The following is a 22034-nucleotide window of genomic DNA, read 5'->3' as shown; positions in this document are numbered from 1 at the left end:
CGCGGACGACTAGACGACGTGCATTGGGAGGCACGATGAGCGGTCCGATCCTCGAGATGCGCGGGGTGTCGAAGTCATTCTTCACCATCAAGGCCCTGCACAAGGTCGACCTCACCGTCTACGCCGGCGAAGTCCATGCGCTGATGGGCGAAAACGGTGCCGGCAAATCCACGCTGATGAAGATTCTCTCCGGCGCCTATCGCCCGGATCCCGGCGGTGAGATCCGCATCGAGGGCCGGCCGGTGCGCATCGAAGGGCCGATGGGCGGCCGCAACGCCGGCATTTCGATCATCTACCAGGAGTTGTCGCTGGCGCCGAACCTGACGGTCGCCGAGAACATCTATCTCGGGCGCGAGCTGTCGCAGAGCGGCCTGCTCGCGCGCAGCACCATGCGCGAGGGCGCCGGGCCGATCCTGGACCGGCTCGGCGCCGATTTCACAGCCTCCACCCTGGTGGCCGAGTTGTCGATGGGCCAGCGCCAGCTGGTCGAGATCGCCCGCGCGCTGCATGCACGATCCAAGATCCTGATCATGGACGAGCCGACCACCTCGCTGTCGGCCGGCGAAAGCGAGAAGCTGTTCGCGCTGATCCGCCAGCTCCGCGCCGAAGGGCTCGCCATCATCTACATCTCGCATCGCATGGACGAGGTCTATGCGCTCGGCGACCGCGTCACCGTGCTGCGCGATGGCCGGCTGGTCGGGTCGCTGGACAAGCCGGAGATCCGCGCCGACAGCATCGTCCGCATGATGGTCGGCCGCGACGTGTCATCATTCTACAAGAAAGACCACGACCCGCACGCCAAGCGTGATCGCGCGGTGCTCAGCGCCGTCGATCTCGGCGACGGCCGTCGCGTCAAGAACTGCTCGCTGACCGTTCACGCCGGCGAGGTCGTCGGCCTCGCCGGGCTGATCGGCGCCGGGCGCACCGAGCTCGCGCATCTCATCATCGGGTCTGCGCCGAAGACGACGGGACACATCGAGCTCGACGGCGAGGAGGTCAGCATCGCCACGCCGCGCGATGCGCTCGATACCGGCATCGCCTATCTGACCGAAGACAGGAAGGCGCTCGGGCTGTTCCTCGACATGTCCTGCGCCGACAACATCAACCTTGCCGTGATCGGGCGTGACGCGAAGCTCGGCGGCCTTCTCGACCGCGACAAGGCGCGCGCACGCGCCGACGAGGCGTTCAGCGCGCTGGGCATTCGCGCCCCCAATCCGGGCGTCACCGTCGGCGGCCTGTCGGGCGGCAATCAGCAGAAGGTGCTGCTGTCACGCCTGCTCGCGACCGCGCCGAAGGTCCTGATCCTCGACGAGCCGACCCGCGGCGTCGATGTCGGCGCCAAGTCCGAGATCTACTCGATCATCGACAATCTCGCCAAGTCCGGCACCGCAATCCTGGTGATCTCGTCCGACCTGCCGGAGATTCTCGGCATCTGCGACCGCGTGCTGGTGATGCGCGAGGGACATCTGGTCGGCGACCTGCAGCAGAGCACGACATCACCCATCACCCAGGAAGACATCATGGCGCTGGCCACCGGGACGGAGCACGTCGATGCCTGACAACAGCCAAGCTCAAGCCAAGCCCGCGCCAGCGCAGATGAAGGCCGCGCCGGCACCGAGCCTCGCGGCATCGGACAACAAGCAGCAGCGGCTGCGGCTGATGATCCGCGCCGCCGGCATGCTGCCGGTGCTGCTCATCCTTTGCGTCGGCTTCCATATGCTGTCCGAAGGACGCTTCTTCACCGGACAGAATCTCGGAATCGTGCTGCAGCAGGCCGCGGTGAATACCGTGCTCGCCGCCGGCATGACCTTCGTCATCCTGACCGGCGGCATCGATTTGTCGGTCGGCTCGATCCTCGCCGCGGCTGCAATGGCCGGCCTGACACTGTCGAAGATGCCCGATCTCGGCGCGCTGTGGCTGCCGGCCGCGGTGCTGACGGGCCTCGCCTTCGGCGTCGTCAATGGCGCGCTGATCGCGCTGTTGCGGCTGCCGCCCTTCATCGTGACACTCGGCTCGCTCACGGCGGTGCGCGGTCTCGCCCGCCTGATGGGTGGCGACACCACCGTGTTCAACCCATCGATTCCCTACGCCTTCATCGGCAACGCCTCGCTGACGATCATCCCCGGCGTCGTCTCGATCCCCTGGCTGTCGGTGATTGCGCTGCTGGTGATCCTGGGCTCCTGGCTGATCCTGCGCCGGACCGTGCTCGGCGTGCACATCTATGCCGTCGGCGGCAATGAAAGCGCGGCGCGGCTCGCCGGCATCAAGGTCTGGGCCGTCCTGATCTTCGTCTACGGCATGTCCGGCCTGCTCGCGGGCCTCGGCGGCGGCATGCAGGCGGCGCGGCTCTATGCGGCGAACGGCCTGCAACTCGGCCAGTCCTATGAGCTCGACGCCATCACCGCGGTCATTCTCGGCGGCACGTCCTTCGTCGGCGGCATCGGTTCGATCTGGGGCACCTTGGTCGGCGCTCTCATCATCGCCGTGTTGTCGAACGGGCTCATCCTGGTCGGCGTGTCCGACATCTGGCAATACGTCATCAAGGGCCTCGTGATCATCGGCGCCGTCGCGCTCGACCGCTACCGGCTGCAGGGCTCGGCCCGCACCTGAGACAATATGGCGGGCATCACCAGAGCCCGCCGCAACGGATTCTTCCACGGCCACTGGTCCGCCGTGCGTAGACGAACAGGAAGGACCAGGGAGGAAACACATGGTCAAGTCGATGTTATCAGCCGGTGCCGCGCTGGCGCTCGTGATGAGCTCCGCGCCGTCATCGGCCAAGGAGCTGAAATCGGTCGGCGTGTCGCTGGGCTCGCTCGGCAACCCGTTCTTCGTCGCGTTGTCGAAGGGCGCCGAGTTCGAGGCCAAGAAGACCAATCCCAACGTCAAGATCACCGCGGTCGGCTTCGAATATGATCTCGGCAAGCAGGTCACCCAGATCGACAATTTCATCGCCGCCGGCGTCGACATGATCCTGCTCAACCCGGGAGATCCCAAGGCGATCGGCCCCGCGATCAAGAAGGCGCAGGCGGCCGGCATCCTCGTCGTCGCGGTCGACACGGCGGCCGAGGGCGCCGATGCCACCGTGACGACCAACAACGTGCAGGCCGGCGAGATCTCGTGCCAGTACATCGTCGACAAGCTCGGCGGCAAAGGCGACGTCATCATCGAGAACGGGCCGCAGGTGTCGGCAGTGATCGACCGCGTCAACGGCTGCAAGAGCGTGTTCGCCAAGGCTCCCGGCATCAAGGTTCTCTCCAGCGACCAGGACGGCAAGGGCTCGCGCGAGGGCGGCCTCACGGTGACGCAGGGCTATCTCACCCGCTTCCCGAAGATCGACGCCATCTTCGCCATCAACGATCCCCAGGCGATCGGCACTGATCTCGCCGCGCGTCAGCAGCAGCGCACCGGCATCATCATCACCGCGGTCGACGGCGCCCCGGACATCGAAGCCGCGCTGAAGGATCCGGCCTCGCAGCAGATCCAGGCCTCGGCCTCGCAGGACCCGTTCTTCATGGCGCGCCGGGCCGTGCAGATCGGCGTCAACATCCTCAACGGCCAGAAGCCGGCCTCGACCGTCGAACTGCTGCCGTCCAAGCTGATCACGCGCGACAATGTCGGCGAGTACAAGGGCTGGACCTCCGAGCGCAAGGAGTAGAAATCGGCCGCTTCGCTTCTACCAAGCCCCCCCGGCAACGCCGCCCTCACGGGCGGCGTTCTTCTTGGAACGAACCGCTGGACGCGCTCTATCAAGTTCTGAACGGCGCAGGCCGTCGTCAAACTCGGCGACGACATCAAGGCCGGAACGACGAACCTGCCCTTGAAAGTCCGTCTCAAGGTCGCCAATGCGGTGAATGCTCGACGAGCCCGGCGCCGAGCGCCTGCTCGGCAAGGGCGACCTGCTGTGCGATCTCGGCCGCGGCCTGGTGCGCGCCCAGGGCCTGTTCATTCCCCAAGCGGAATTCCTCGCCGCGCTCGGCCGCAAATAGGTCCGCGCCATCCACCGGCGTGTCGCGTTTGCGACAACGACCCGCTGTTTGTTGCTGCTTTTCGCTGGTCCGGAATTTGCGTGAGCCTGCCTGACGGCACCAATCAGCAGGCGATCCGATGGCTTTCACCGCAGTCTGTCCGACAAGCGCCATGACCGAAGGCGGCATGGGCCTGTACCAGGTCGGCAAGAAGAGCGTGCTGCTGCTCTGGCCTCACGGCGGCGAGCTGAAGGCCTATCGCGGCCGCTGCCCGCATGCCGACGTGCCGCTGACCGAGGCGACGTTCGACGGCAAGACCATCACCTGCCCGCACCATCAATGGGGCTTCGACGGCGTGAACGGCAAGTGCGTCACGCATCTCGTCCGCAACGCGCTGCACGGCTACCCGCTGCAGGTCGAAGGCGGCGAGATTCAGGTCGACGTCGGTCCGGTCAAGCAGGCCCGGTCGCCGGCCTGATCGGCCCATCGAAGATGGGAACAAACGCCGGGCACTCCCCTGTCCGCGCTGCGGAGGGAGGCCGTATCGACGAGTTCAGCAGCATGACGAGCGCCGCCGAATGGGTGATCTGGAATGGGTCGATAGGGATCGTCGACACGGTCCGGCTCGGCTCCATCACCGACGGCGCAACGGGACGGCTCGCACGGCTCGCGCCACCCTATGACGTCGTCGGGCCGTTCAGCCTCGACGAATTGGAGACCCACGGCCGCATCGTCTTCGGCTCCTGCCTCGTCATGTCGCAACGACGCTGGCGCGAGGATCAGGATGCGTTGCGGATCGAGGCGCGGGCCGCGCGTCGCGCCCTGTGGGATCGGCTCGCGCGCGACCAGAACGACGACGCCTTTCGCGCAATCCTCGAACTACCCCTGCAGGGTATGCTGACGGCTACACACATCAAAGCTGCGTTCCGCCGGCTGGCCAAGTCCGCGCATCCCGACGCCGGCGGCAGCAATGAACTTTATCGACGCATTTCCGAGGCACGCGATGCGCTGCTGGCGCGGTTGGAGTGACGATCGCGAGCGATGACGTGACCGACAGCCACGAAATGACCAAGCGGAGCGAACCAGGAGCGGGATCCGAGCCGGCGCCCGAGCCAGCCGGACGCTCTCGTGCGACCGGCTGACATGCAGTCAAAAAGAGCAAGCCGGTCGGGGCGCTCATGCCCGACCGGCCCGGCTCCCAGCCTTTAGAAGAAGCCGAGCTTCTTCGGGCTGTAGCTGACCAGCATGTTCTTGGTCTGCTGATAGTGGTCGAGCATGACCTTGTGGGTCTCGCGACCGACGCCGGACTGCTTGTAGCCGCCGAACGCCGCATGCGCCGGATAGGCGTGATAGCAATTGGTCCAGACACGCCCCGCCTGGATATTGCGGCCGAAGCGGTAGCAGGTGTTGGCGTCGCGGCTCCACACGCCGGCGCCGAGGCCGTAGAGCGTGTCGTTGGCGATCGCCAGCGCCTCGTCCTCGGTCTTGAAGGTCGTGACCGAGACCACGGGGCCGAAGATCTCCTCCTGGAACACGCGCATCTTGTTGTGCCCCTTGAACACCGTCGGCTTGACGTAGTAGCCGCCGGCGAGATCGCCGCCGAGCACGTTGCGCTCGCCACCGATCAGGAGCTGCGCGCCCTCGTTCTTGCCGATGTCGATGTAGGACAGGATCTTGGACATCTGCTCGGCGGAGGCCTGCGCGCCGATCATGGTCGCCGGATCGAGCGGGCTGCCCTGCACGATCGCGCCGACACGCTGCAGCGCGCGCTCCATGAAGCGCTCATAGATCGATTCGTGGATCAGCGCGCGGCTCGGGCAGGTGCAGACCTCGCCCTGGTTGAGCGCGAACATCACGAAGCCCTCGATCGCCTTGTCGAGGAAGTCGTCGTCCTCGGCGCAGACGTCCTTGAAGAAGATGTTGGGCGACTTGCCGCCGAGCTCGAGCGTGACCGGGATCAGGTTCTGCGAGGCGTATTGCATGATCAGCCGCCCCGTCGAGGTCTCACCGGTGAAGGCGATCTTGGCGATGCGGTTGGAGGAGGCCAGCGGCTTGCCCGCCTCTAAGCCGAACCCGTTGACGACGTTGAGCACGCCCGGCGGCAGCAGGTCGCCGACGATCTCCATCAGCACGAGGATCGAGGCCGGGGTCTGCTCGGCCGGCTTGAGCACGACGCAGTTGCCCGCGGCGAGCGCGGGCGCGAGCTTCCACGCCGCCATCAGGATCGGGAAATTCCACGGAATGATCTGGCCGACGACGCCGAGCGGCTCGTGGAAGTGATAAGCGATGGTGTCGTGGTCGATCTCGGCGATCGAGCCTTCCTGGGCCCGGATCACGCCGGCGAAATAGCGGAAGTGATCGATGGCGAGCGGGATGTCGGCGGCGGTGGTCTCGCGGATCGGCTTGCCGTTGTCCCAGGTCTCGGCGAGCGCCAGCTTGTCGAGATTGGCCTCCATGCGGTCGGCGATCCGGTTGAGGACCATCGCGCGCTCGGTGACGCTGGTGCGCGCCCAGCCGTCCTTGGCGGCATGTGCGGCGTCGAGCGCTGCCTCGATGTCGGAGGCATCGGAGCGCGCGATCTCGCACACCGGCTGGCCGGTGATCGGCGAGATGTTGTCGAAATATTTGCCGGCGTTGGGGGCCTTCCAGGCACCGCCGATGAAGTTGTCGTAACGCGCAGCGAAAGGCGGCTTGAACGCCGCATTGACGTCAACCTTGGTCATCTCTCTCTCCCATTCACGCCGATGCACACGGCGTTGGAGAGAGGCTCGATCAAACCGGCGCGACAGACCAGAGGCCGGAACGAGCGCGTCCGAGGAAGTGTCGCAGTTCTGCGACATGTTGGCTGCGATTCGACAGCCGCGGCGCGTTCACCGCTCGAGCCCGAGCCGCTTCATCTTCCGGTGCAGGGTGGCGCGCGACATGTCGAGCTCCTTCGCCGCCTTCGAGACGTTGCCGCCGGCGCGCGCCAGCGCGCGCTTCAGAACGGCACGCTCGGCGGCGTCAATGTCGTCGCCCCCGGTGGTTGCATCCTCGATCAGGTCGCCGGCCGGCACCGGACGCGCCAGCGCGGACGGAGAGAGGTTGAGCGCACGGCGCGCCGCCCGTGTGGCACCGACGACGAGGTCGTTGCGATCGACCGCCAGCAATGAGTTGATCTCGCGCTCGCTGTCCGGCGTGAGCACGATGCGGGCGTGCGGAAAGGCCTGGCGGAAATTCTCCGCCTCGATCAGGCGCGCGGCATCCGCGACGGTGGTCGCGATCAGCCGACTGAAGCCTTCGGTCAGATCGGCGCGACAGGAGGAGACGTCGAGCGCGGCCTTGAGCTGGCCGTGCTCGTCGAAGATCGGCGCCGTGGTGCAGAACAGCCGCGCGTTGCGTGACAGGTAGTGCTGATCGCGGTCGATGGTCAGCGGCCGCTTCTCGACCAGGCAGGTGCCGATAGCATTGGTGCCCTCGTGCCGCTCGCTCCACACCGCGCCGGTCCACAGGCCCCAGGATTCGAAGGTGGCGTCGTCCCCGCGGGCGCCGCGGCGCTCGAGCACCGTGCCCTCGGCATCGGCGAGCAGCACCGAGCAGCCGACGCCCCCAACCGCCAGGAACAGCCGGTCGAGGCTCGCCTGCGCGATCGCGAGCAGCCGCCCGAGCCGGGCGCGCGCGTCCGCGATCTCGGCCGCCGTCAGGCGGGCCGGCAGCTTCGGCGTGGCGGGATCGAGCGCATGGAGATGGCCGGAGCGCCGCCATGATGCCGCCAGCGCCGAGACCGCCGGTGCGCCTCTGTCGGCTCGGCTATCGGCTCTGCCGTCAGCGTCAGCCTTGGCAGCCCCCTTGGCCAAGGCCTCCAGGACGCGATCCGAATGGGCATTCCCGGGCGAACGCCCCATGTCCCTCCTCCCGGCTTTCCCCGCGTTGGCACGGCTTATTGCTAGACTAGCGCAACTACAGCACCGCGGTTTGACCGGCGTCAAGGAACGCTGACCAAGCTGTCATCGGTCACCCACCTGTCGCGTGACAGTAGCCGCCTGAGGGAGGACGTCGGCAAGTTCCTCAGCTCGGTGCGCGCGAGCTGAGCACCAGCCCACAAAACCGAAAAGGCCGCCTGGACGAACCAGGCGGCCTTGCCGTGTTGCGTGACCGGCGGCGTGGCGTCCGCCGCGGGCCTCAGCGGGCGCCGCGCGACAGCATCTCGAAGCGGTAGTTGACACCGATCATCGCCGTGTGGAGCTGGGTCTTCTGGCTGACGACGTTCGGTCCTCCTGTGATCGCGGCGGCGCCCGGCAGCGTGCCGGTCGCGGTGCCGAAATCGGCGTAGTCATATTCGGCGAAGGCCGACCAGTTGCGGGCGAACATCCACTCGACGCCGGCGCCGACCGTCCAGCCGCTACGGTTGAACGCCACGCTGGCGGACTGTCCGGTGGCGGTGTTGACGACCGAAACGTTGGTCCGCGTCCACGCCGCGCCACCGCGCACATAGGCCAGGATCTCAGGCGTCACCAGATAGCCTGCGCGCACCGTGGCGGTGTAGAGGTTGCTGGTCCGCGTGTTCATCGTCAGCGCCGGCCCCAGCGGACTCGACGCGTTGATGATGCCGAGATCGGCCATCGCCTGGATGCCGACGACGAAGCGGTCCATCTGGTAATCGCAACCGAGCTGCAGGCCGCCGACGACGTCGCTGCCATTGCTGGAGACGGCGGTCGGAATCTGCACGGCCGCGACGGGCAGCGGCGCCACGTTGCCGCCGCCGGTCACCGGCGGCGGGTTCTGCGCCGGCGGATTGCCATTGTTGCCCTGCGGCGGCGGGTTCGGCTGGCCGCCGCCATTGTTCGGGGGTGGATTTTTCGGCGGCCAGCCGGGCTTGTCCGGATGATGCGGCCATCCGCCATGATTGTAGTTGCCGCCGTGCTGCTGCTGCCAGTGGTCCTTGTCGGGCTGCTTGTCGCCATAGCCGCCCTTGCCGTCATCATTGTCGTGCGGCTTGCCGCCCCAGCCGTAGCCGCCATGCTTGTCGTCGTTCCGGTCATCCGGCTTCAGCCAGGCGTAGCTGTCACGTTCGCTCTTCAGCGGCTGCTTCGACCACCCGAAGCCAAGCGGCTTGTCGTAGCCGTCGTCCTTCTTCGCGCCCCAGCCGGTGGCCGGCTTGTCATGATCGTTCTGCTGGTCATGTCGCAGCCAAGTATATTTGTCGGAGTAACCGTTCGAATGGAGCTGCGACCAGCCGCTCGACTTGCCATGGTCATCGTCGTGAGGCTTGTCGAACCAGCCGCTGCCATATTTGACGTCGTTGTAGTTGTCGTCCTTGGTCTTGGATGGCGCCGACGGCCAGGAAGACTTGTTGTCGCCGCCTTTCGATCCAACCTGTGGCCAATGATGACCGCCGTCGTGATCGGGCTTGTAGGACGGCTTGTCGTGCGGCCAGCCGTGATCCTTGTCGCCATGATACTGCTTGCCGGGCTGCCACCAGCCCTTGTCGTTGCGCTCACAGATCGGGGGCTTGCCCGGCGGCTTATGCGGCGGCGGCTTCCATCCGCCGTTGTTCCCGCCGGGGTTGTTCGGCGGCGGCGGGTTTGGCGCTGGATTTGCGACCACGGGCGGCTTGACCACAGGCGGGTTGTTTGCATTGCCGACCGGCTGCTGCACAGGCTGAACGGGCGCGGCGGCGGCATTGGCGACCTGGGTCCACGTCTGCTGCTGGCGTGACCAAGCCATCCCGGCGTTCGCGCCGGCATGGCAGCCACTCCACCTGTAGGCGAAGACGTCAGGCGGCGGGAGCGGGGGAGGCAGGGCGAGATCAGTCGCCCAGACCGATGTCGTACTTCCTGCGAAAGTAGATAGGCAAAGGCATACGCCAAATACGCGACGCATCGAACTCACAACTCCTGAACACGTGCCGCAACAAACGGCGGCCGCATCAGGAGGGTGAGATTGTGTCGCGAACTGAATTGAAAAATGTCATTCGGAAGGAATGCAGATCGCGACGCCGACGCGATCGAAGTTCAGCTTTGACTGTTGCACGCAAGATGCAGGATTCCGGCGAAAAGAAGCAGCGCGACACGATTGCGACAAACAGCGCAATGCGCGATGCCGCCGCGGCTCATGAGTTCATTAGTAGACGAATGTGCGCACCGAACTCACTGGATGCGCTGCGCGTCGGCGCCGCGCTCGACGGCATGCTTCCTGATCGCGCGCACCTCGCGATCGTCGGCCTTCGCGTCGACAACACGCCCTGATTGCATCACGTCGAACATGGCGGCACATCGGCTGCACGGCCGCCACCGCCTTCGACGCGCCGACGCTCGGCTGTCCACGCGTGTCGACAACCCCTGCTCTTGGTTTCGCCGTTATCGCGCGGCTTGTGCGACGTCATCGATCGGGAGAGAAAGCGGCGAATGCCGTCGCAATCGCGCTGAATGAGGCAGGGCCTCGTCAACGTTGCGGCAACTCATCGGGATCGCGCGCCGCGAAGCATCCACAATTGCGGCCGGTTGTGTCGTGCTCGCTCGCCGGGCTCGAAGGCCCGACCGTATCCATCGATCCGATCCTGCACTCCGCACAGATGCACCCCATTCCCGCTCGTTCTGGATCGCGATCAGGATGGAACGAAGCTAGGTCACGGCCGATCGCGACCGGAAATACGGATTTGAGCTCGCCGCCAAATCGTCCGGTCATCGGCACAAGCGCCGCCCGCAGCGCGCAGCATCATAGCTGGGCTCGCCTCAGCCACGACGACAGACTGAGGCCCGTCGGGCGGATCAGCGCAGCCTGATCCGCCGCACCGCGCGTCGCGCGTCACGTCATCATCACGGATTGCGCCGGGAGAACGAGATGGCGTAGGCGCCGTTGCGGATGTCGATCATCGGATCATCCGACGCCTCGACGCCGTCGGTGAGCTGGCCGGGCAGGAACAGCAGCTTCTTCTGCACCCCGTCGCTGTCTTCGACCGCCTTGTCGATCGTCAGCACGCCGAGCTCGACCAGCTTGCGATCGTCAGGCCACGGCTTGGCCGGATCCTTGGTGTCGTCGCCGGCCGCAGCGAGCTGCGCCTTGAAGCGGAACGTCACCGGCCCCTGCTTCAGCCGCGCCGGCAGCTCGGCCATCAGGAAGTCCGGCGCGCGTTTCGCCGCGTCCTCCTTGTCGATATGCACGACCTTCTCCGGCAGCATCTGCCAGCGCACCGCCTGCTTTTCGCCGGCCTTGTTGACGAGCACGAAGGCGTTGACGCCGAAATAGGCCTCGTCGGCAAGACTGTCCGGCGTCGCGATGGTACCGAGCGCCGCCGGCACCGAGGGATGGCTGGCGATGAACTGCTCGAGCCTGGTCGGCTTGGCCGCGTTCGGTCCGGAGTCCGCGATCGCCAGGAACAAATCGCGCAGCTCCGCAGCGGTCGAGACGGGGAAGAATTTCAGCGAGTTGATCACGAGGTCCATGTCGCTGCCGTCGGCGAGATGAAACTTCACCGCCATGCCGTGCGGATTGGCGTCGCCGGAGCCGTCCGGCAGGTTCGGCACGCCGGTGGAGTCCGAGAACCGCACCGTCACCGGAATCTCGCCACCGCTGAACAGCGAAGCCTTGCTCAAGGTCGCCGCCTCGGTCGACGGCTTGAACTTGCCCTCGACCACGACGCCCTTGGCGTGATTGGCGCGAAAGCCGGCGTGCACGCCGAACACCTTGTTCATTGCATTGACGAGCTGCTCCTCGACCGGCGGTTCCTGCGCGAGGGCAGCGGCGGGCAACGCGAGGGCAATCCCGGCCAGCGCGGCAACGAGCGTGCGTGTCGTCATGAGCGGTGTCCTCCTGTATGAGCGATGCAGCATAGCAGCATGAATTGACGCGCGAGCGACTTTCGTGCGCGACCGATGGGGCGCCCATCACAGTCGCATGATTCACCTTGCCGTCTGACAGGAGACATCGCGCCCCGTCACCCGCTCCTTGCGGCGAGATGGCGAATGTCTCTATTGTAGCCGCGCGTGCCCGGTCTGCCTCCGCTCCGCGCTGCCGTGCGGATCGGGAGATCGTGCCCCTCCGACCCTGGCGCCGGACGGCGCGCGCCCACGACGGAGTTTCGACTGTGTCCGCACCGGAAAGCTTCCCCATCGACAAGATCCACGTCCCCGACAAGAAGCGCAAGGCGCTGAAGCAGGACGCGGTCGACGCGCTGGCCGAAAGCATTTTGGAGGTCGGCCAGCGCGAGCCGATCCTCGTCCGCCGCGACAAGGACCATTTTGTCCTGATCGAAGGTCTGCACCGCCTCGAAGCCTGCAAGGCCCTCGGCGAAAGCGCCATCATGGGTCTGCTGATCTCCGCCGAGGAAGCCCGCCAACGCGAGCTGCCACCGCCGCCCGTCGATCCGGAGCGCGAGAAGATGGAGCGGCTGCGCAAGCTGCGGCTGGAGAAGGAGGAAGCGGAGAAGCTCGCCACGGCGCCGAGAGGCGTCTCGGGCGCCCATGCCGCGACGCGTCCGCGCGGGCCGACGGAGACGACGAACCGGAGCAACAGGGCTGCCACCGCGAAACCATCGCGCCCCGGACAGGGATCGACGCCCCGAACCCTGTCGGATTGGATCAAGCAACAAGAGCGCAGCGGCGGGCGATACTGACGGCTTCGACGCGCGATTGCCCCCGGCCAAGGTTTGATGGAACGGCAGTCCGTAGGGCGGATCAGCGCAGCGTGATCCGCCGCCACGCGCCGCATCCGCTGCGCAAATGGCGTGACCGACTGGACGGCGGCGAGGTGGCGATCGCTGGCGGGCACATCTTCATCCCTCCACTCGTCCGGCCGTCAGCACCAGTTTAGGCGAGGTCCGCCTTCATCAGGTCGCGCAGCGCTCTCGGTATCGGCTGCGCCCTGCCGCCGCTGATGAACGCGACTCTCACGTCGGCCTTGACGAGCACCTCCTCGCCGCGCCTGACCTCCTGCGCCAGCGTGATCGACGCCCCCTTCACCGCCACGGGCCAAGTGACGACGTCGAGCACGTCGTCCATGCGCGCCGGCCGCAGGAAATCGAGCGTCATCGAGCGCACGACGAAAGCGAAGCCCGGCATCTCGCTTTCTGCCTCTGCGAACAGCGCGTGCTGCTCGGCGCCCATCAGCCGCAGATGATTGGTGCGGCCGCGCTCCATGAAGCGGAGGTAGTTGGCGTGATAGACGATTCCGGAGAAATCCGTGTCCTCGTAGTAGACCCGCACCTGCATGTGGTGGCGGCCGTCGCGGATCTCGCCGTCGAGATGTTGGTGGGTCAAGGGAAGCCCTCGATCGTCGGAAATGGCGATCGTTTCGCCCAGTTCAACGGCCAGCGCAAGAGCAGGCTAGCAAGAGCGGGCTACGACGTCACCTCCACAGGTTCCCTGCCGACGGTGACCAGCACGATCTCCGGCGGCATGCCGATCCGGACCGGCATGATGCTGCAGCCGAGGCCGCCGGAAACGATCACGTCGCATTGGGTGCGGATGTGGCCGTAGGCCAGATTGACGCCATTGCGCGCGGGAACGGCCGGCGACCAGCCGAGCACACGAACCTGCCCGCCATGCGTATGCCCGGAGAGCTGCAGCGCCACCCGCGACGGCACCCGGAGCGCAACGTCGGGCTCATGCGCCAGCAGGATCACCGGCGCGCTGTCCGTCACCTTGCGCAGTGTGCTCGCGAGATCATCGATGCCGATCCGCGGCACGGACCGGAAGCGCCTGGCCGGCATGTAGGCCAGCTGATCGCCGAGGCCGGCGAGCCAGAAGGCATGACCATTCTTGCTGAGCCGCACCACATCGTTCTCATAGACGGGAATGCCGGCGGCCTCGAGCGCCTTCTGGGCATACGGCGCGCCGCGGCCATCGCGCTGCACGGTTCGATCATCCCAGTAATCATGATTGCCCAGGATGGCGTGCACGCCCAGCGGCGCCTTGAGGCCGCCGAGCACCGGCGCCCACTCCGAAGCGTCGATGCGTCCGATGTGATGCCGATGACCAGCGACATAGTCGCCGAGCAGAACGATCAAATCCGGCTGCAGCGCGTTGGTCCGCTGGACGATCCCGTCGATATGCGCCAGCGACATCCAGGGATCGCAAGCGTGGATGTCGGCGATCGCAGCGATCTTCAGTCTTAGCCCAGCCGGCCAGTTGCGTGGATGGATGTGATAGTCGGTGACGCCCAGGCGGAGCGGCTCGACGCCGACGCCATAGGTCGCAGTCGAAAAACCGGTCGCGGCAAGACCGCCTGAGAATGACAGAAAGCGACGGCGTGACAGCATGGACGAACTCCTCGCACGCAATCCTTCTTCGATCATTGCAACCGATTTCGGGTGCGTCCGTGCAGATTGTCAGCAGATTCGTTAAGCATCGTCCTCACTGCCGAACAGGCCGAACTGGCTGGGATCGCGGTTCGGCTCGGACATGCCGAGATGCCGGAACGCATGCGAGGTCAACAGCCGGCCGCGCGGCGTGCGCTGCAGATAGCCGCACTGGATCAGATAGGGCTCGATGATGTCCTCGATCGCGTCGCGCGGCTCCGACAGCGCCGCCGCCATGGTCTCGACGCCGACCGGCCCGCCGCCGTAGTTCAGGGCGATGGTCGAGAGATAGCGCCGGTCCATTGCATCGAGCCCGGCGGCATCGACCTCCAGCGCGCTCAAGGCATGATCAGCGATGGCGCGATCGATCGCGCTGGCATTCGCCGCCGAGGCGAAGTCACGCACCCGGCGCAAGAGCCGGCCGGCGATCCGCGGGGTGCCGCGGGCGCGGCGCGCGATCTCGTTGGCGCCGTCGGCGGTCATGCCAACGCCGAGCACGCGGGCACCGCGCGTCACGATGCCCTCCAGCTCCTCGACCGTGTAGAAGTTCAGCCGGATCGGGATGCCGAAACGATCACGCAGCGGATTTGTCAGCAGGCCTGCGCGCGTCGTCGCGCCGACCAGCGTGAACTTCGACAAGTCGATCTTCACCGAGCGGGCCGCCGGTCCCTCGCCGATGATGAGGTCGAGCTGAAAATCCTCCATCGCAGGATAGAGCACCTCCTCGACCGCCGGGCTGAGACGATGGATCTCGTCGATGAACAACACGTCGCGCTCTTCGAGGTTCGTCAACAGCGCCGCCAGATCGCCGGCCTTGGCGATGACCGGGCCCGATGTGGCGCGGAAGCCGACGCCGAGCTCGCGCGCGACGATCTGGGCCAAGGTGGTTTTGCCAAGACCAGGAGGACCGACGAACAGCACATGGTCGAGCGCCTCGCCGCGCTTGCGCGCCGCCTCGATGAAGATCGACAGATTGGCACGCGCCTGCTGCTGGCCGACGAACTCGGAGAGCTGCTGCGGACGCAGCGCGGTGTCACCGACATCGTCGGAGCGCCGCTCCGGACTGACCATGCGCGCAGGCGGCTTCATTCGTTGCCGCGCCTGTATTTGTTCGGCAGCAGCTCGCCGATCGTCACCGCCGCAGGCCCCTTACCGTTCGACGGCACGATGACGCGCGCCTTCGCATCGTAGTCATGGATCAGCTCGCGGCAGGTGCCGCAGGGCGAGACCACGGCGACCTCGCCCGGCTCACCCGGCTTGGGATGACGCACCGCGACGATGGTCTCGATGCCGTGATCGCCGTGCTCGGTGATGGCGCGGCCGATCGCGATCGCCTCGGCGCAGACGGCGTTGCGGCCGAGATAGGCGTCGATGTTGACGCCGGTGATGATGCGGCCGTCGCGGGTGCGCACGGCCGCGCCGACCTCCTGCCAGTCGTTGCGGTAGCGGCTCTTCACCGCTGACGCCGCCGCCTCGATCAGCTCCTTGTCCTTCTTGCTCACCATGGGGGAAACGATTGTCCTTCTGCTCGCCCGGCCGGGCGACGATAGCCTATTTCGCCAGCTCCTTGAGACCGAGGCGAATGAGTTGCGCGGTCTCGGCCTTGTCGCCGGCCGCGCGAGATGCGGCCGCGATCGCGGCGGCCGCCTGCGGCTGGCCATAGCCGAGATTGATGAGCGCGGAGATGGCATCCGCGATGGGCCGCGGCGCGCGCTGCTCCTCGATCGCACCGGACAGCCTGACCACGCCGGGATCGACATCGGCGAAGGCCGGCGCCTTGTCCTTCAGCTCGGTCACGATGCGCTCGGCGACCTTGGGGCCGACGCCCGGCGTGCGCGCCACCGCCGCCTTGTCGCGCAGCGCGATGGCGTTGGCGAGATCGGCCGGCGGCAACGTGCCGAGCACGGCGAGGGCGACCTTGGCGCCGACGCCCTGCACCGTCTGCAAAAGGCGAAACCATTCCCGTTCGACATCCGAGCGAAAACCGAACAGCTTGATCTGGTCCTCGCGCACATAGGTCTCGATCGACAATGTGGCGGCTTCACCCGGCGACGGCAAGGCCTGCAACGTCCGCGCCGAGCAGTGCACCTGATAGCCGACGCCGCCGACGTCGAGGATGACGAAATCCTCAGCGTAGGAATCGATCAGCCCCTTGAGCTTGCCGATCATAGCCCCGCCACCTTCATGCGCAGCGCCTGGCCCTGGCGGTGATGGGCGTGGGTGATGGCGATGGCGAGCGCGTCCGCCGCGTCGGCCGACGGCGGCTCGGCCTTGGGCAGCAGGATCTTCAGCATCACCGCGATCTGGCCCTTGTCGGCATGGCCGGCGCCGACCACGGTCTTCTTGACCTGGTTGGGGGCGTATTCGGCGACCGAAATCCCGAACATGGCCGGCGCCAGCATGGCGATGCCGCGGGCCTGGCCGAGCTTCAGGGTCGCAACACCATCCTTGTTGACGAAGGTCTGCTCGACCGCAGCTTCCATCGGGGTGTAGCGGCCAAGCACCGCGGAAAGCCCCTCGTGGATCGCCAGCAGCCGGCTCGCCAGCGGCAGGTCGTCGGGCGGCTCCACCGAGCCGCAACCGACATAGATCAGCCGGTTGCCCTCGCTCTCGATCACCCCCCAGCCGGTGCGGCGGAGGCCGGGATCGATCCCAATGATACGGACGGCTGCGCGAATCGGCTGGGCTTTCATGGGATAGAGATAGCCTTGCGCCACACCGATGGAAACATAAACGGAACGGACGAACGACGTGGTTAAGCGTCCGTCAACCGCCCATCTTCGCCATCAGCGCGTCCGAGATCTCGAAATTGGCATAGACGTTCTGGACGTCGTCGTGCTCGTTCAGCAGATCCATCAGCTTCAGCAGCTTCTCGGCGGTCTCGTCGTCGACCGCCACGGTGTTCTGCGGCTTCCAGGTCAGCGCCGCCTTGCGCGGCTCGCCGAACTTGGCCTCGAGATTCTTGGCGACCTCGCGCAGGCTCTCCGGCGAGGCATAGATCTCGTGCCCCCCCTCGCCCGAGATCACGTCGTCGGCGCCAGCCTCGATGGCGGCGTCCAGCACCGCGTCATCCGAGGCGACGCTGCGGTCGTATTCGATGATGCCGACGCGGTCGAACATGAACGACACCGAGCCGGTCTCGCCGAGATTGCCGCCGGATTTGGTGAAGTAGGAGCGGATGTCGGAGGCGGCGCGGTTGCGGTTGTCGGTCAGCGCCTCGACGATGACGGCGACGCCGCCCGGGCCATAGCCCTCGTAGCGGATCTCGTCGTAATTGTCGCCTTCGCCGCCGAGCGCCTTCTTGATGGCGCGCTCGATGTTGTCCTTGGGCATGTTCTCGGCCCGGGCGGCGACCACGGCGGCCCGCAGCCGCGGGTTCATCGCCGGGTCCGGCGTGCCGAGCTTGGCGGCGACGGTGATTTCGCGCGCCAGCTTGCCGAACAGCTTGGACTTCATCGCATCCTGCCGGCCCTTGCGATGCATGATGTTCTTGAATTGGGAATGGCCGGCCATGCGAGGTCTCTTGAAATCGTAGGGATCAGGTGGGGGAAGCGCGGCCTTATAGGCCGGGAATCGTCAAAATCAAAGATTTGAGGTGGATTCAGGGTGGCCGCCCCCTTCGAAGAGCCGGTTGGCTGCCCTGCACCATAAGCCAAATGTTAACCACGGCTTCACAGTCAAGTGCAACGATGCCGCCCCTCTGCACCTTTTCACCGCACCGGGGCCGCCCCATGGCGTTTGGTTTCCTTGCAAGACGACCCTCTGCGCCCGATCCGGTGGCTGAACCGAAACCGGTGGCCGCGCCGGAGCCGCCGGCGTCGTCGGATGCCGATTCGGCCAAGGCCATCCTCGACCTGCTGGAGCTGGAACTCGGCGGCATGATTCGCCAGCTCGAGCGCGCCGCCGATGCGGTCGCCAGCGGCGCCGAGGCGACGGCGGGCACGCTGACGGACATTCGCCAGCGCGCCGATTCGCTGAGCGGCCGCAGCAGCGCCGCGCAAGGAACGGCGGCGACGTTCGCCCACGCCGCAGAGAAGGTGACCCAGTCCGCCCACGGTATCCGTGCCCAGGTCCAGGACGGCGGCCAGCTCGCCGACCAGGCCAGCGCCGCCGCCACGGAAGCCCGGGCCAACGTCGACCGCCTGCGCGAGTCCTCGGCGGCGATCGGCAACGTCGTCAACCTGATCTCCCAGATCGCGCGCCAGACAACCCTGCTCGCGCTCAACTCGACCATCGAGGCCGCTCGCGCCGGCGACGCCGGCCGCGGCTTCGCGGTGGTGGCGACCGAGGTCAAGGCGCTTGCCGTCCAGACCCAGAACGCGACCGAGGAGATCACCCGCAAGATCGAGGCACTGCAGAAGGACGCCGCCGGCTCGGCCGACGCCGTCCACCGCATCGCCCAGGCGATCGAGGCGATCCGCCCGGTCTTCACCAACGTCAACGGCGCCGTCGCCGAGCAGAACCAGACCACCGGCGAGATGTCGAACAATGCGGCGCAGGCCTCGCAGTTCATATCCTCGGTGGTCGACAGCGCCGCTGACATCAGCAGCGCCACCCAGCAGGCCGAGAGCTATGGCGAGCGCGTCACGAACGCCGGGCGCGCCGTAACCATGTACGCCCAGAAGCTGAAGGCGCGCTGTGCCGTGCTGCTGCGCCAGGGCGATCGGCCCGTGCGCAGCGGCAGCGAGCGCCTGCCTTGCCATCTCAAGCTCGAGATCAAATCCGGCGCCCGCACGATCACGGCCGCGGTCTACGAGATTGCCAACGACGGCGTGCTGATCACCGGCCCCGACGCGAGCCGTCTCGCCGTGAACGAGGGGTTCGACGCCGTGCTGGAGGACGTCGGCCCGTGCCGCCTGCGCGTCACCGAGCAGGTGAAGGCCGGCGCCCAGGCGCGGTTCGATGCGCCCAATGCCGAGCTGCGCGAGAAGATCGAGGACAAGCTCTGGGCGCTGCACGAGGAGAACAATGAGTTCGTCACCCGCGCCATGGAAGCCGGCACCGAGCTGAACCGGATGTTCGAAAGCGCCGTCGCGCGCGGCGAGATCACGCTCGAGGACATGTTCGATACCAACTATGTCGAGATCCCCGGCACCAATCCGCAGCAGCACCGCAGCCGGATTCTCGACTGGGCCGAGCGCGTGCTGCCTTCGTTCCAGGAGGCCTTCCTCGTCAAGGACCAGCGCATGGCGTTCTGCGTCGCGATCGATCGCAACGGCTATCTGCCGGTGCACAACCGGATCTATTCGCATCCGCAGCGGCCGGGCGACGCAGCCTTCAACACCGCCAACAGCCGCAACCGCCGCATCTTCAACGATCCGGCCGGGCTCGCCGCCGGCCGCAACCAGCGGCCCTATCTGATCCAGAGCTACGCGCGCGACATGGGCAATGGCAATACCGTCATGATGCGCGAAATCGACGTACCGATCCGGGTCCGCGGCCGGCACTGGGGCGGCTTCCGCACCGCCTACAAATTGTGAGTCGAGCGGTGATTTTCTGATCCTTTCAAGCCCTGGAGCCTGGACATGTCGGTCGCGCAACGCGCCATTCTGGAAAGTCACGACGCGCGCACCGGCGCCGAGCGGCTGATCGACGAGATCGCCGACCGCATCGGCGGCCTTGGCGTCGAGCTTGCCGACGTCGCCGGCAACGTCCAGGAGGTCGCCGCTCGCGTCAGCTACCAGTCGCAGCGGTTCGGGCATCTGCAGGCCACCGCCAAGACCATGGTCGCGGCCAATCACGACATCGCCACCGCCTCGCAGGCGGTGCAATCGGCCACGACCGCCGCAGTGGGCGACATCGCCCAGTCGCGCAACGTGGTCGACACCGCGGTGCGGCACATCGCCGAATTGGTCGACTCCGTGGAGCGGATCGAGCAGCGGCTCGGCTCGGTCGGCGATGCGCTGTCGCAGGTCGCCAAGGTCTCGGTCGCGATCGAGGCGATCGCCAAGCAGACCAACCTGCTGGCGCTGAACGCCACCATCGAGGCGGCCCGTGCCGGCAGCGCCGGCCGGGGCTTCGCTGTCGTCGCCAGCGAGGTGAAGTCGCTCGCCGAGGCGACTCGCCAGGCCACGCAGCAGATCGGCGACACCCTGCGCGGGCTCGACTCGCAGGTGAAGAGCCTGCTCGGCGAGAGCGGCCAAGCCTCGTCGCGCGCCAAGACGGCGGGTGAAGGCGCCCAGCAGATCGGCGGCATCATCGTCCGCGTCCAGGACGGCTTCACCAGCGTCGGCCAGGAGATCGACGGCGTGGCGAAGGCCGCGACCTCCAACCTCGCGCATTGCGACGCCGTGATCAGCGAGCTCAACGAGCTCGCCAAGGGCGTCGACCAGTCCTCGGTCGAGCTCAAACAGGCCGACAGCCGGATCGCCAAGCTGCTCGATCATTCCGAGGCGCTGATCGGGCTGATCGCCGAGAGCGGCGTACAGACCACGGACGCGCCGCTGATCAGGACCGTCGTCGACACCGCCCGGCAGATCTCGGCGACCTTCGAGGGGGCGATCGACCGCGGCGAGATCACGCTCGCCGACCTGATGGACGAGAGCTATCGCGAGATCCCCGGCACCAATCCCAAGCAGTACATGACGCGCTACGTCGAGTTCACCGACCGCGTCCTGCCGGCAATCCAGGACCCGATCCAGGGCAGCGACCCGCGCATCGTGTTCTGCGTCGCCTGGGCGCGCGGCGGCTATCTGCCGACGCACAATCCGAACTACCGCAAGCCGCAGGGGCCCGATCCGGTCTGGAACAACGCCAACTGCCGCAACCGCCGGCTGTTCGACGACCGCGCGGTGAAGAAGGTGGCCGCCGCCAGCAACAAGCCGTTTCTGCTCCAGACCTACCGCCGCGACATGGGCGGCGGGCAGTTCGTGCTGATGAAGGACCTGTCCGCGCCGATTGTCATCAAGGGCCGGCATTGGGGCGCGTTCCGGATGGGTTTTCGCCTCAAGGCCTGACGCAGGCTCTCATCCTCCCCAGAACGCCGGCCTCGTCGGCGACAGCCGGCCGCCGATGCGCACCGGCGCGACCTTGATCGCAAGCCCGGTGCCGTTGTCGGTCTCGACCGCCACGCCGCTCAACGTCGCCTCGCCGGAGGCCGGCTCGAAGCGCGCCGACGGGATGCCCGACTGGAAGCGGCGCAGCGGCTCGTCCTTCTGCATGCCGATGATGGAGTCGTAATCGCCGGTCATGCCGGCATCGGTCATGTAGGCGGTGCCGCCGGGCAGGATCCGGTGATCGGCCGTCGGCACATGCGTATGGGTGCCGACGACGAGGCTGGCGCGGCCGTCGCAAAAATAGCCCAGGCCCTGCTTCTCGCTGGAGGCCTCGCAATGCACGTCGACCACGATCGCATCCGCCGCCTCTCGCAGCGGACAGGCGCCGAGCTCGCGGCCGACCGCCGCGAACGGATCGTCGAACGGCGTCATGAACACGCGCCCGAGCACGTTGACCACCAGCGCGCGGGCGCCGTTCTTGGCGTCGATCAGCGCGGCGCCACGGCCGGGCGTGCCTGCCGGATAGTTCGCAGGGCGCACCAGGCGCGGCGCGCGCTCGATGAACACCAGTGCCTCGCGCTGATCCCAGGAGTGGTTGCCGAGCGTGACCGCGTCGGCGCCGGCATCGACGAGCTCCTGATAGATCGCCTCGGTGATGCCGAATCCGCCGGCCGCGTTCTCGCCATTGACGATGACGAGATCGAGCGCCCAATCGCGGATCAAGCCTGGAAGGTGGTCCGAGACGGCGCTGCGGCCGGCCCGGCCGACGACGTCGCCGACGAAGAGAATTCGCAA

Annotated in this window: 22 protein-coding genes; 10 read left to right on the top strand and 12 right to left on the bottom strand. The window is 66.8% G+C overall.

Going from position 1 to position 22034, the window contains the following annotated elements:
• The first annotated feature begins 35 nt into the window (after window positions 1–35).
• The 6 genes from QX039_RS31095 (at window position 36) to QX039_RS31070 (ending at window position 4997) form a co-directional block, all read left to right on the top strand.
• Entirely contained in the window at window positions 36–1559 is a 1524-nt protein-coding gene (locus tag QX039_RS31095; protein WP_315771758.1) for a sugar ABC transporter ATP-binding protein, read from the top strand.
• Window positions 1552–2610, top strand: coding sequence for an ABC transporter permease subunit (locus tag QX039_RS31090; protein WP_315734347.1), 1059 nt, complete (start codon window positions 1552–1554; stop codon window positions 2608–2610). Before QX039_RS31095 ends, QX039_RS31090 begins: the two co-directional genes overlap by 8 nt.
• 100 nt (window positions 2611–2710) lie before the next feature.
• Complete coding sequence (locus QX039_RS31085) at window positions 2711–3658, top strand: ABC transporter substrate-binding protein (protein WP_315771756.1); 948 nt, start codon at window positions 2711–2713, stop codon at window positions 3656–3658.
• 196 nt (window positions 3659–3854) lie between these two features.
• Window positions 3855–3989 carry a hypothetical protein gene (locus QX039_RS31080; protein ID WP_315771755.1) on the top strand — a complete coding sequence of 45 codons (135 nt, stop codon included), beginning with the start codon at window positions 3855–3857 and terminating at the stop codon, window positions 3987–3989.
• 118 nt (window positions 3990–4107) lie between these two features.
• Window positions 4108–4446: a Rieske 2Fe-2S domain-containing protein gene (locus QX039_RS31075; RefSeq protein ID WP_315734353.1), complete on the top strand. Its 339-nt coding sequence runs from the start codon at window positions 4108–4110 to the stop codon at window positions 4444–4446.
• Window positions 4447–4529: 83 nt separating this feature from the next.
• Entirely contained in the window at window positions 4530–4997 is a 468-nt protein-coding gene (locus QX039_RS31070; RefSeq protein WP_315771754.1) for a J domain-containing protein, read from the top strand.
• A 176-nt stretch (window positions 4998–5173) separates the two neighbouring features.
• Here QX039_RS31070 and adh read toward each other — a convergent pair whose 3' ends face one another.
• The 3 genes from adh to QX039_RS31055 all read right to left on the bottom strand — a co-directional run bounded on the left by adh (window position 5174) and on the right by QX039_RS31055 (window position 9674).
• A complete protein-coding gene (gene adh / locus QX039_RS31065; protein WP_315771753.1) occupies window positions 5174–6691 on the bottom strand; it encodes an aldehyde dehydrogenase in 1518 nt (505 codons plus the stop codon).
• Window positions 6692–6838: 147 nt separating this feature from the next.
• Window positions 6839–7852 carry a helix-turn-helix domain-containing protein gene (locus QX039_RS31060; RefSeq protein ID WP_315771751.1) on the bottom strand — a complete coding sequence of 338 codons (1014 nt, stop codon included), beginning with the start codon at window positions 7850–7852 and terminating at the stop codon, window positions 6839–6841.
• 277 nt (window positions 7853–8129) lie between these two features.
• Window positions 8130–9674 carry an outer membrane protein gene (locus QX039_RS31055; protein WP_315734361.1) on the bottom strand — a complete coding sequence of 515 codons (1545 nt, stop codon included), beginning with the start codon at window positions 9672–9674 and terminating at the stop codon, window positions 8130–8132.
• A gap of 311 nt (window positions 9675–9985) precedes the next feature.
• Here QX039_RS31055 and QX039_RS31050 point away from each other — a divergent pair, with 311 nt between their 5' ends.
• Window positions 9986–10195 carry a hypothetical protein gene (locus QX039_RS31050; RefSeq protein WP_315734363.1) on the top strand — a complete coding sequence of 70 codons (210 nt, stop codon included), beginning with the start codon at window positions 9986–9988 and terminating at the stop codon, window positions 10193–10195.
• Between the two features lie 570 nt (window positions 10196–10765).
• Here the strand turns inward: QX039_RS31050 and QX039_RS31045 are convergent.
• Window positions 10766–11746 carry a catalase family peroxidase gene (locus QX039_RS31045; protein ID WP_315734365.1) on the bottom strand — a complete coding sequence of 327 codons (981 nt, stop codon included), beginning with the start codon at window positions 11744–11746 and terminating at the stop codon, window positions 10766–10768.
• 287 nt (window positions 11747–12033) lie between these two features.
• Here QX039_RS31045 and QX039_RS31040 point away from each other — a divergent pair, with 287 nt between their 5' ends.
• Window positions 12034–12561: a ParB N-terminal domain-containing protein gene (locus tag QX039_RS31040; RefSeq protein WP_315734367.1), complete on the top strand. Its 528-nt coding sequence runs from the start codon at window positions 12034–12036 to the stop codon at window positions 12559–12561.
• A 193-nt stretch (window positions 12562–12754) separates the two neighbouring features.
• Here QX039_RS31040 and ybgC read toward each other — a convergent pair whose 3' ends face one another.
• The 7 genes from ybgC to QX039_RS31005 form a co-directional block, all read right to left on the bottom strand.
• The gene (ybgC, locus tag QX039_RS31035; RefSeq protein ID WP_315734369.1) at window positions 12755–13204 is read right to left on the bottom strand and encodes a tol-pal system-associated acyl-CoA thioesterase; all 450 of its coding nucleotides are present in this window, start codon (window positions 13202–13204) and stop codon (window positions 12755–12757) included.
• A gap of 80 nt (window positions 13205–13284) precedes the next feature.
• The gene (locus QX039_RS31030) at window positions 13285–14205 is read right to left on the bottom strand and encodes a metallophosphoesterase (RefSeq protein WP_315734371.1); all 921 of its coding nucleotides are present in this window, start codon (window positions 14203–14205) and stop codon (window positions 13285–13287) included.
• 81 nt (window positions 14206–14286) lie between these two features.
• Window positions 14287–15333, bottom strand: coding sequence for a Holliday junction branch migration DNA helicase RuvB (gene ruvB / locus QX039_RS31025; RefSeq protein ID WP_315734373.1), 1047 nt, complete (start codon window positions 15331–15333; stop codon window positions 14287–14289).
• Window positions 15330–15749, bottom strand: coding sequence for a cytidine deaminase (locus QX039_RS31020; protein WP_315734375.1), 420 nt, complete (start codon window positions 15747–15749; stop codon window positions 15330–15332). Before QX039_RS31020 ends, ruvB begins: the two co-directional genes overlap by 4 nt.
• Window positions 15750–15795: 46 nt before the next feature.
• Entirely contained in the window at window positions 15796–16413 is a 618-nt protein-coding gene (gene ruvA, locus QX039_RS31015; RefSeq protein ID WP_315734377.1) for a Holliday junction branch migration protein RuvA, read from the bottom strand.
• Window positions 16410–16937 carry a crossover junction endodeoxyribonuclease RuvC gene (gene ruvC / locus QX039_RS31010; protein WP_315734379.1) on the bottom strand — a complete coding sequence of 176 codons (528 nt, stop codon included), beginning with the start codon at window positions 16935–16937 and terminating at the stop codon, window positions 16410–16412. The genes ruvA and ruvC overlap by 4 nt, the downstream gene beginning before the upstream one ends.
• A 73-nt stretch (window positions 16938–17010) precedes the next feature.
• Window positions 17011–17757 carry a YebC/PmpR family DNA-binding transcriptional regulator gene (locus QX039_RS31005; RefSeq protein WP_315734381.1) on the bottom strand — a complete coding sequence of 249 codons (747 nt, stop codon included), beginning with the start codon at window positions 17755–17757 and terminating at the stop codon, window positions 17011–17013.
• Window positions 17758–17975: 218 nt separating this feature from the next.
• On the opposite strand from QX039_RS31005, the gene QX039_RS31000 reads away from it, so the two are divergent.
• Both QX039_RS31000 and QX039_RS30995 read left to right on the top strand, forming a co-directional pair.
• Window positions 17976–19724 (top strand): methyl-accepting chemotaxis protein, encoded by a 1749-nt coding sequence (locus QX039_RS31000; protein WP_315734383.1) that lies wholly within the window; start codon window positions 17976–17978, stop codon window positions 19722–19724.
• A gap of 45 nt (window positions 19725–19769) precedes the next feature.
• The gene (locus tag QX039_RS30995; protein ID WP_315734386.1) at window positions 19770–21200 is read left to right on the top strand and encodes a methyl-accepting chemotaxis protein; all 1431 of its coding nucleotides are present in this window, start codon (window positions 19770–19772) and stop codon (window positions 21198–21200) included.
• A gap of 9 nt (window positions 21201–21209) precedes the next feature.
• On the opposite strand, the gene QX039_RS30990 is transcribed toward QX039_RS30995, so the two are convergent.
• A complete protein-coding gene (locus QX039_RS30990) occupies window positions 21210–22034 on the bottom strand; it encodes a TIGR00282 family metallophosphoesterase (RefSeq protein WP_315734388.1) in 825 nt (274 codons plus the stop codon).

The sequence above is a fragment of the Bradyrhizobium sp. SZCCHNR1043 genome (assembly GCF_032489675.1).
Lineage (GTDB): Bacteria > Pseudomonadota > Alphaproteobacteria > Rhizobiales > Xanthobacteraceae > Bradyrhizobium.
Note: the sequence above shows the minus strand (reverse complement) of the source record. Positions and strands in the feature narration are given on the sequence as shown.